Genomic DNA, 9,605 nt, shown 5'->3' with positions numbered 1-9,605 from the left:
AACCGTGCCCGTCGCCATGAGGCGATGGCGGACAAGCAGCGCCAGCGCGCCGAAGGGCGTTTGTTGGTTCTGGGACTTGCATTCTTTTGCGCTTTTGGCCTGATCGGGATGCGGATGGGTGCTTTGGCGTCCTCTGTCCCGGAAGAACCGCGTGCGTCTGCCATAGGCAATCCGATAATCGGACAGCGCTCTGATATCGTTGATAGAAATGGGCGGATACTGGCAACGAACCTGCAAACGCATTCGCTCTACGCCCATCCGCGTGACATGATTGATCCGGCAAATGCAGCAAAGGGTCTCGCCGAAATCTTTCCAGAGCTCGATGAAGCCGAACTGCTCAAAGACTTTCAAGGTGAACGCCGGTTCCTCTGGATCAGGCGTCAGATCAGCCCCGAACAAATGCAGGCCGTGCATGATATCGGGTCGCCCGGTTTGCTGTTCGGACCGCGCGAAATGCGTCTTTATCCCAACGGCCCGATTGCCGCACATATCCTTGGCGGTGCCAGCTATGGACGCGAAGGTGTCGCAAGTGCCGAGGTGATCGGTGTCGCTGGCGTCGAGCGGCAGTTCGATGGCTATTTGCGTGATCCGGCCAACGAAGGCGCACCATTGCAGCTTTCGCTGGACCTCACCGTGCAGGCCGCCGCAGAACAGGTGCTTGCGGGCGGCATGTCGATCATGAACGCCAAGGGCGCGACATCGGTCTTGATGGATGTCCATACCGGCGAAATCATTTCGATGGTGTCCTTACCGGATTTTGATCCCAACAACCGTCCCCGCATATTGACGACGGGTGATCAGGCTGACAGCCCGCTTTTCAATCGCGCCGTGCAGGGTGTCTACGAACTGGGCTCGGTCTTCAAGATTTTCGCGGTGGCGCAGGCGATGGAACTGGGACTTGTAAGCCCGGAGACAATTATCGACACACAAGGTCCGTTGAGCTGGGGGCGTTTCCGGATTCGTGACTTCCGCAATTACGGTCCTGAACTGAGCACCACTGATGTGATCGTCAAATCCTCGAATGTTGGAACGGCCCGGATCGCCATGCAGATTGGCGCGGAACGTCAGCGGGCGTTCCTCGATTCGCTCGGTTTCCTTGAACCAACACCGCTCGAGATGATCGAAGCGCCAACAGGCAAGCCACTCTTGCCATCCAACTGGTCGGAAATTTCAACGATGACCATTTCTTACGGGCATGGGCTTTCGTCATCGCCGGTGCATCTGGCTGCGGGCTACGCGTCTTTGTTGAACGGCGGCACACGGGTAGAACCGACGTTGTTGCGCCGCGACACCATAGAGCGTGGGCCGCGCATTGTCAGTGAAGCTGTCAGCGCACGCTCGCGCGAAATGCTGCGGCAGGTCGTTGTGCGCGGGACAGCATCTTTCGGCGAAGTTCCCGGCTATCAGGTTGGCGGCAAAACAGGGACCGCAGACAAGCCGCGCGCGGCGGGTCGTGGATATTACGAAGACAAGGTGATTTCGACCTTTGCCACGGTCTTTCCTGCCAATGACCCGCAATATGTTCTGATTGTGACTTTGGACGAACCTTCCGAGAATTCAGGCGATGAACCACGTCGCACAGCAGGCTGGACCGCCGTGCCGGTTGCCGCCGAAATGATCCGCCGCACAGCGCCTCTTTTAGGCCTGCGGCCACAAGTGGACACGCCTCGGCAGGTCGGTGTAACACTGACCTCGAATTAAGCGAGGTCAGATTATGAAATCACTGGTGGAACTGGGGCTGACGGCGCGGGGCGGGCGTGAGGCGCAAATCACCGGGTTGGCGGTGGACAGCCGTGATGTGCAGCCGGGATTCCTCTTTGCCGCCTTGCCGGGCGGGCGCGTGCATGGCGGGGAGTTCATTCAATATGCCTTGCGTATGCAGGCCGGCGCCATCCTGACAGATGCCAAAGGGGCCGAGATTGCGGCGGACGAACTGGCCGCCTCAGATGCCGCTGTCATTGTGGCACAAGACCCGCGACAGGCGGTCGCGCAGACCGCTTCACTCTGGTTCGGGGCGCATCCGCAAACCGTGGTCGCTGTCACAGGCACGAATGGAAAAACGTCTGTTTCGACATTTTGCCGTCAGATTTGGGAAGAACTGGGTTTGTTGGGGGTGAACCTGGGGACCACAGGAGTCGAGGGGGCATGGAACCACCCGCTTAAACACACGACGCCGGAACCCATTACCTTGCACCGCGTTCTGGCAGAGGCCGTAGAAAACGGGATCACCCATGTTGCGATGGAGGCGTCCTCGCATGGTCTTGACCAGCGACGATTGGATGGTGTGCTGCTGACGGCTGCGGGATTTTCGAATTTCAGTCAGGACCACCTCGATTATCACGAAACTTTCGAGGCTTATTTCTACGCCAAAATGGGGCTCTTCACGCGTGTTCTTTCCGAAGATGGCATCGCGGTGATCAACCTCGACGATCCCAAAGGCGAAGACGTAGTGGGAATCTGTGCTGCCCGTGGGCAAGAGGTGATCGGTGTCGGTCGTCATCCGGACGCCCGCCTACGCCTGACGGGGCAGCGGTTTGATGCAACAGGACAGGACCTGCTGTTTGACTGGCAGGGACGCGCGCGGCAGGCGCGGCTGGAATTGATCGGGGGCTTTCAGGCGGAAAACGTCCTGTTGGCTGCCGGTCTGGTGATTGCCGCGGGCGCTGATCCCGACGCGGTGTTCGACACGCTGCAATACCTGACAACGGTGCGCGGCCGCATGGAACTGGCGGCGACACGCCAAAGCGGGGCGGCTGTCTTTGTTGACTACGCCCATACACCCGACGCGGTCGAGACTGCGCTGAAAGCAATGCGCCCGCATGTGATGGGCCGGATCATCGTCATCGTCGGTGCAGGAGGCGATCGCGACGCGGGCAAGCGGCCCTTGATGGGGGCAGCCGCCGCGCAGAACGCTGATATTGTCATTGTAACTGATGATAACCCCCGTTCCGAAGATCCTGCAGCGATCCGCGCGGCGGTGATGGCTGGCGCGGTCGGGGCGGGCGGTTCCGACAGCATCACCGAAGTGGGCGACAGGGCCGAAGCGATCCTGCGCGGCATCGACATGCTGGGGGCAGGGGATGCGCTGCTGATCGCGGGCAAGGGACATGAGACCGGCCAGATTGTCGGCGACGCAGTCCTGCCGTTTGACGATGTCGAGCAGGCAAGTGTGGCGGTGGCAGCACTGGAAGGCTGGATATGAAGGCGCTTTGGACATCTGCCGAAGCTGCAGCGGCAACTGGCGGCCAGTCGACGCAGGATTGGCAGGCACAGGGCGTTTCGATCGATACGCGGACAATACAGGAAGGTGATCTTTTCGTTGCGCTCAAGGATGTGCGCGACGGGCACGCGTTCGTGGCCCAAGCGCTGGATAAAGGGGCTGCTGCCGCCTTGGTGACGCACCGACCTCAGGGCGTGGCCGAGGATGCGCCGCTCTTGATCGTATCCGACGTTCTTGAGGCGCTGGCTGCCTTGGGCCGCGCGGCCCGGGCGCGGACCGATGCCAAAATCGCCGCGATCACGGGTTCTGTCGGGAAAACCTCGACCAAGGAAATGCTGCGCGCTGTCTTGGAAAAACAAGGCAAGTGCCACGCTGCCGAGGCCTCTTACAACAACCACTGGGGGGTCCCGCTGACCTTGGCAAGAATGCCTGCCGATACGGATTATGCTGTCATTGAAATCGGCATGAGCAACCCCGGCGAGATCACGCCCCTGTCCCGGATGGCGCGCCCGCATGTTGCGATGGTCACGACGGTTGCAGCCGCACATCTGGCGTCATTCGAGAACCTTGCCGGAATCGCGGTTGAAAAAGCCTGCATCATGGACGGGCTGGAGCCCGCAGGTGTTGCTGTTCTTAATGGTGACATCGAGACCAGCGGGATTTTGCAGGATCACGCGCACGCGCTGGGCGCAAGAACGGTTCTCTTTGGTGAAACCGCGCCGGATTGGACCGTCAGGAATGTCCGCATCACCGGCGATGTGACGGTGATCACCGCATCGGGTGGTGGTGAGGACTATCTTTTCAAACTCTCCGTACCGGGTCGCCATTTCGCAATGAATGCTCTCGGTGTGCTCGCAGTGGCAGAGGCGCTGGGTGCCGACCCGGTCGCGGTCTCTCTCGATATCGCAGCCTGGGTCCCCCCGGCGGGGCGCGGCACGCGTGAAGTGATCGTGACGGACATGGCCAACGATGGCGAAAGCCTTGAGTTGCTGGATGATGCCTTTAACGCCAACCCCGCATCGCTGGCGGCGTCGTTGGAGGTGTTGGCCGCTTCGACGCCTGCCAACAATGTGGGCCGCATTGTAAACGGGCGCCGCGTTGCCATTCTGGGCGATATGCTGGAACTGGGCCAGTCTGAGGCGGAGATGCACCGCGAGATGGCACAGAACGCGCATCTGCGAACCCTCGATCTGGTCCATTGTTCCGGCCCCCTGATGCGGCATCTTTGGGAAGCCTTGCCCGAAGAAAAGCGCGGGCGCTGGGCGCAAACTGCCGCCGAGTTGGTGCCGCATGTGTCGCGTCTTGTCGATGCAGGCGATGTGGTGCTGGTGAAAGGTTCAAAAGGCAGCAAAGTCAGCCTTGTCGTTGACGCCATCCGAAAACTCGGGCATCGCCACTCGCAACAACAATAAGGTAACTGTCATGTTATATTGGCTCACAGCACTCTCGGACGGTGGCGACTTTTTCAACTTGTTCCGCTATATCACGTTTCGGGCAGGCGGGGCATTCATGACGGCGCTCTTGTTCGGGTTCATTTTCGGACCACCACTGATCAACGTGTTGCGCCGCACACAAGGGCGCGGTCAGCCGATCCGTGATGACGGGCCTGAGGGTCATTTCGTCAAGGCAGGAACCCCGACGATGGGCGGCCTGCTGATCGTAGGCGCATTGACGTTTTCGACCTTGCTTTGGGCGCGGCTGGATAACCCGTTTGTCTGGATGGTTCTCTTTGTGACCTTGTCGTTTGCGGCGATCGGCTTTGCCGACGACTATGCAAAGGTGTCCAAGCAGAACACATCGGGCGTGTCGGGTAAGGTGCGCATTTTGCTGGGTATTCTGATCGCAGGGATCGCGGGTTACTGGGCGGCGGCCTATCATCCTGATGATCTGAGCAATCAACTGGCCCTGCCGATTTTCAAGGATACGCTGGTCAATCTTGGCATTCTCTTTGTTCCTTTTACAATCATCGTGATCGTCGGTTCTGCGAATGCAGTGAACCTGACCGATGGGCTTGATGGTTTGGCGATCATGCCGGTGATGATCGCGGCAGGCACGTTTGGCGTGATCGCCTATGCCGTGGGCCGGACCGACTTTACCGAGTATCTCGACGTGCACTATGTGCCGCAAACTGGCGAAATTCTGATCTTCACGATGGGGCTGATCGGAGGGGGTTTGGGGTTCCTTTGGTATAACGCCCCGCCAGCGGCGGTCTTTATGGGCGACACCGGTTCACTTGCTTTGGGTGGCGCACTCGGCGCAATCGCAGTTGCCACCAAGCACGAGATCGTGCTGGCAATCGTGGGCGGCCTGTTCGTGGTCGAAGCGCTCTCGGTCATCATTCAGGTGCTTTATTTCAAACGGACCGGCAAGCGTGTGTTCCTGATGGCCCCGATCCATCACCACTATGAGAAAAAAGGCTGGGCCGAGCCGCAGATAGTGATCAGGTTCTGGATCATCTCGCTGATCCTCGCGATGATCGGGTTGGCCACGCTGAAGGTGCGCTAATGATACCTGTACAAGGATACACCGGCAAGACGGTTGCCGTGTTGGGGCTGGGGCGTTCCGGGCGGGCCGCTGCCGCCGCGCTAGCCGCTGGTGGCGCGCACCCTGTCGTATGGGATGACAGCGCCGTCGCGCGGGATGCAGCAAAGGAAGCAGGCTTCGACCTGCGCGATCTGACAAAACCGGATGCATTCGATGCAGTGGCCTGTCTGATCGTCAGCCCCGGTATTCCGCATCTTTACCCGAGCCCCAATCCGGTGATTGCGGCCGCTTGGGACGCCGAGGTGCCGGTCGATAATGATATCGGACTGTTCTTCCGGTCTTTTGCGACTGATGAATGGGAAAGCTTTGATACGGTACCTCGCGTGATTGCGGTGACCGGATCGAACGGTAAGTCCACAACGGCTGCGTTGATCCATCACATTGTGGTCGAGAACGGTCGTCCCGCACAACTAGCCGGTAATATCGGGCGTGGTGTGCTGGATATCGAACCGGCGCATGATGGCGAAGTGGTGGTGCTAGAACTGTCCTCATACCAGACCGATCTTGCCCGCAGCATGACGCCGGACGTGGCCGTCTTTATCAACCTGAGCCCCGATCATCTGGATCGCCATGCCGGTCTGGGCGGGTATTTCGCGGCAAAACGCAGGCTCTTTGCCGAAGGTGGGCCTGACCGTGCCGTCATTGGTGTGGACGAGGCCGAAGGGCGCTATATGGCCAATCAGTTGACCGAGGGTCCGGGGGATGACCGTGTCATTCGGATTTCTTCGGGTCAGAAGCTCGGGGGACGAGGCTGGACTGTGTTTGCGCGCAAGGGCTTCTTGTCAGAGTACCGCAAGGGGCGGCAGGTCGGATCGGTTGATCTGCGGGCAATCGGCGGTCTGCCGGGGGCGCACAACCATCAAAATGCCTGTGCAGCCTATGCCGCCTGTCGGACCTTGGGGTTGGGCCCCAAGGGTATCGAGGCGGCTATGCAGAGCTATCCGGGGCTGCCGCATCGCAGTCAGGTCGTGCTGGACCGCGATGGCGTGCGCTTTGTGAACGACAGCAAGGCGACGAATGTTGACAGCGCGGCGCAGGCCTTGCAGGCCTTTCCCAAGATACGCTGGATTTGTGGGGGCTTGCAGAAAGAAGGCGGGCTGGACGGGTTATTGCCGCATCTGGATCATGTCGCCAAGGGTTACGTGATAGGCCGCGAGGCCGCGAGTTTCGCACGCCAACTGACAGGTTGCGAGACCGAGGTTTGCGGCACGATGGATGTGGCTGTGACACGGGCGGCAGCCGATGCAAAGCCCGGTGAGGTTGTATTGCTGGCGCCCGCTGCGGCCTCGTTTGATCAGTACGACAGCTTTGAAGCGCGGGGCGACGATTTTATTGAACGGGTGATGGCGCTGTTCAGGTAAGGGTGATCACGATCCAGCTTGCCTGTCCGCTATCGCCTTGCCCGACGCCCAACCCGACGACCAGGCCCATTGGAAGTTGTATCCACCCAGCCAACCGGTCACATCTACACATTCGCCGATGAAAAAAAGCCCCGCGACGCGTTTTGCCTCCATCGTCTTTGACGAGAGTGCATCGGTGTCCACGCCGCCGAGCGTCACCTCGGCGGTCCGGTAACCTTCCGAACCCGCAGGCCTGAGCGTCCAGTCGGCAAGGGCGTCGCAGAGTGCTGTGAGCTTGGCATCGCTTTGGTCCGCGATATTGCCGTCAAGCGCCAGTTCTGTCCTGATGTGGTCAACCAGACGGCCCGGCAGGTGTTGTGACAAGGCCGTGGTCAGGGCCTTGCGCCCTTCGGATTGTCGCTGGTGTTGCAGGTCGGCCAGCAGGTCACTTGACGCCACCAGATTGACGCGGATCGTTTCGCCTTCATGCCAGTAGGAAGATGCCTGCAGGACAGCCGGCCCCGAAAGCCCGCGATGTGTGAACAGGATCGCTTCATCAAAGCTGGTGTTGCCCGCTGACACGCGGGCAGGGATGGCGACACCCGCAAGTGGTTTGAATTTGTCATCCGAGAACGTCAGCGGAACAAGACCCGGTCGCGGCGTGATCACAGGCAGTCCGAACTGTTCCGCAATTTGGTAGCCCAGTCCTGTCGCGCCCATTTTGGGGATAGATTTGCCACCACATGCCACGACAAGATTGCGTGCCGTGACCGTTCGGGTCCTTCCTTCGCGGGTCAATGCGACCGTGAAAGTTGAACCATCGTGGGCAATCTTCCCGACATCGGTTTGCAGCCAAAGCTGCGCACCAGCCTTGTCCATCTCGGCGCGCAGCATGGCGATAATGTCTTTTGCACTGTTGTCGCAAAAAAGCTGTCCCAGAGTCTTTTCATGCCATGCGATCCCATATTGATCGACCAGTTCGATGAAATCCCATTGCGTGTACCGCCCGAGAGCGGACTTGCAGAAGTGTTTGTTCTGGCTGATGAAATTCTGCGGGCTGGCATGCAGATTGGTAAAGTTGCAGCGGCCTCCGCCCGAAATTCTGATCTTTTCGCCAGGGGCTTTTGCGTGATCCACGACCAGAACGCCGGGGCCTGCGTGGGCCGCGCACATCATGCCTGCGGCACCTGCGCCAATGATCAAAGTTTCAAAGTCCATGTCGGCTCATATGGCGCAAGCGGCAGGGGAGATCAAATACTGCCTGTTTGTTTGTGACATCGGTGAAGGCCGGGCATGAACATGGAAAATCCAAGGCGTGGTTTTTCAGTGGAATCACCGTCAATTGGCGGTTAAGGTAAAACCAGACCCGGAAAACGGGCGATGTAGGCAAATGAGCGGTGATCCATGACGGAAATGGTCTATGGGACGGTCCCGGTGCAATCCGGCGACCCGGTTCTGCCCCGATGGTGGCGGACAATTGACAAGTGGACGATGTCTTGCATCCTGCTGTTGTTCGGGATCGGCCTGCTGTTGGGCTTGGCGTCTTCGCCGCCTCTGGCTGCCAAGAACGGGCTGGAGCCATTTTATTATGTGACCCGTCAGGCGATTTTTGGCGGCATGGCGATGGCGGTGATGTTCATCGTATCCATGATGTCGCCGACGCTGGTGCGCCGTTTGGCAATTCTGGGGTTTTTGTGTGCTTTTGTGGCCTTGGCCTTCCTGCCTGTCTTCGGCACGGATTTCGGCAAAGGGGCGACGCGCTGGTATTCGCTGGGGTTTGCGTCCTTGCAGCCGTCGGAATTTCTCAAGCCGGGTTTTGTTGTCATGACCGCTTGGCTTTTGGCGGCATCCCAGCAGTTGGGCGGGCCGCCCGGCAAAAGCTACTCCTTCGTGCTGACTATGGTCATTGTGCTGATGCTTGCCGTGCAGCCCGATTTTGGTCAGGCCGCTCTGGTTCTGTTTGCTTGGGGTGTGATGTACTTCGTCGCCGGTGCGCCGATGATCTTGCTGATCATTCTGGCAGGGCTGGTCGTTTTTGGTGGCACGATCGCCTATGCAAACTCGGAACACTTTGCCCGTCGTATTGATGGGTTTCTGTCCCCCGATCTTGATCCCAACACCCAGCTTGGCTACGCGACCAATGCAATCCGCGAAGGCGGTTTTTTCGGTGTTGGCGTAGGCGAAGGACAGGTCAAATGGTCGCTGCCTGACGCCCATACCGATTTCATCATCGCTGTCGCAGCCGAGGAATACGGGCTGATTTGTGTTCTGGTGATCATCGCGCTTTACACGGTGATCGTTGTGCGGTCCTTGTTGCGGTTGATGAAGGAACGCGATGTGTTCATTCGTCTTGCCGGGACAGGTCTTGTCTGCATCTTCGGGGTGCAGGCGATGATCAACATGGGTGTTGCCGTGCGGCTGTTGCCTGCAAAGGGGATGACCCTGCCGTTCGTATCCTATGGCGGATCGTCCCTGATTGCGGGCGGCATCGCCGTTGGTAT

At 59.3% G+C, this 9,605-nt stretch carries 7 protein-coding genes; 6 read left to right on the top strand and 1 reads right to left on the bottom strand.

Annotated elements, in window-relative coordinates:
- The 5 genes from R6T97_RS00695 to murD all read left to right on the top strand — a co-directional run.
- On the top strand, window positions 1–1,701 hold a 1,701-nt coding region (locus R6T97_RS00695; RefSeq protein ID WP_410347389.1), incomplete at its 5' end, for a peptidoglycan D,D-transpeptidase FtsI family protein.
- Between the two features lie 13 nt (window positions 1,702–1,714).
- The gene (locus R6T97_RS00690) at window positions 1,715–3,202 is read left to right on the top strand and encodes a UDP-N-acetylmuramoyl-L-alanyl-D-glutamate--2,6-diaminopimelate ligase (protein WP_410347388.1); all 1,488 of its coding nucleotides are present in this window, start codon (window positions 1,715–1,717) and stop codon (window positions 3,200–3,202) included.
- Window positions 3,199–4,632 carry a UDP-N-acetylmuramoyl-tripeptide--D-alanyl-D-alanine ligase gene (gene murF, locus R6T97_RS00685; RefSeq protein WP_410347387.1) on the top strand — a complete coding sequence of 478 codons (1,434 nt, stop codon included), beginning with the start codon at window positions 3,199–3,201 and terminating at the stop codon, window positions 4,630–4,632. Before R6T97_RS00690 ends, murF begins: the two co-directional genes overlap by 4 nt.
- 10 nt (window positions 4,633–4,642) lie before the next feature.
- Window positions 4,643–5,725 (top strand): phospho-N-acetylmuramoyl-pentapeptide-transferase, encoded by a 1,083-nt coding sequence (mraY, locus tag R6T97_RS00680; RefSeq protein ID WP_410347386.1) that lies wholly within the window; start codon window positions 4,643–4,645, stop codon window positions 5,723–5,725.
- Complete coding sequence (gene murD / locus R6T97_RS00675; RefSeq protein WP_410347385.1) at window positions 5,725–7,125, top strand: UDP-N-acetylmuramoyl-L-alanine--D-glutamate ligase; 1,401 nt, start codon at window positions 5,725–5,727, stop codon at window positions 7,123–7,125. Before mraY ends, murD begins: the two co-directional genes overlap by 1 nt.
- Window positions 7,126–7,131: 6 nt before the next feature.
- Here murD and R6T97_RS00670 read toward each other — a convergent pair whose 3' ends face one another.
- Window positions 7,132–8,322, bottom strand: coding sequence for an NAD(P)/FAD-dependent oxidoreductase (locus R6T97_RS00670; protein ID WP_410347384.1), 1,191 nt, complete (start codon window positions 8,320–8,322; stop codon window positions 7,132–7,134).
- A 186-nt stretch (window positions 8,323–8,508) separates the two neighbouring features.
- Between R6T97_RS00670 and R6T97_RS00665 the strand changes: the two genes are divergently transcribed.
- A partial coding sequence (locus R6T97_RS00665) for a putative peptidoglycan glycosyltransferase FtsW (protein WP_410347383.1) occupies window positions 8,509–9,605 on the top strand: 1,097 nt, incomplete at its 3' end.

The organism is Yoonia sp., from assembly GCF_046498525.1.
GTDB lineage: Bacteria > Pseudomonadota > Alphaproteobacteria > Rhodobacterales > Rhodobacteraceae > Yoonia.
Note: the sequence above shows the minus strand (reverse complement) of the source record. Positions and strands in the feature narration are given on the sequence as shown.